Genomic DNA, 605 nt, shown 5'->3' with positions numbered 1-605 from the left:
TTCAGGTCCTGCGCGTCGCGGATCACCGGCACCATCAGGCCGGCCGGCGTCTGGGTCGCCATGCCGAGATGGATCGAACCGTGGCGCGTCACCACGCCCGCCTCGTCATCATAGCGCGCGTTGATCATCGGGAAGTCGGGGATCGACTTGCAGATCGCGACGATCATCAGCGGCAGCATGGTCAGCTTGGGCCGGTTGCCGCGATTGGCATTGAGATCGGCGCGCATGTCTTCCAGCGCGGTGACATCGATCTCATCGACATAGGTGAAATGCGGAATGGCGCGCTTCGACGCCGCCATGTTCTCGGCGATGCGCCGACGCATGCCGATGACCTTGATCGGTTCATCGGCGCGGGCACGCGACGCATGCGGGGCATGATAGCCCTGGCCGGAGCCGTAGCGCAGATAGGCGTCCAGATCGGCATGGCGGATGCGGTCGCTTTCCGACTTCACGCTGGCGAGATCGATGCCGAGATCGGCCGCGCGGGCGCGGACAGCGGGGGACGCGAGGACATGGGTGTGCGGGTTCGCGAGCGCCTCTTCCTTGTTCCCCGGCGAAGGCCGGGGCCCAGTTGCGACGTCCCCCGACTGGGCCGACTGGGCCCC

General features: G+C 66.9%; 1 protein-coding gene. It reads right to left on the bottom strand.

What is annotated here, in order from left to right; all coding sequences use genetic code 11:
- Positions 1–605, bottom strand: a 605-nt coding sequence (locus tag AC1DT7_RS24225; protein WP_478038878.1) for a 2-oxo acid dehydrogenase subunit E2, incomplete at both ends; no start/stop codon positions are given.

The organism is Sphingomonas sp. P3_C6 (genome assembly GCF_056402595.1).
Note: the sequence above shows the minus strand (reverse complement) of the source record. Positions and strands in the feature narration are given on the sequence as shown.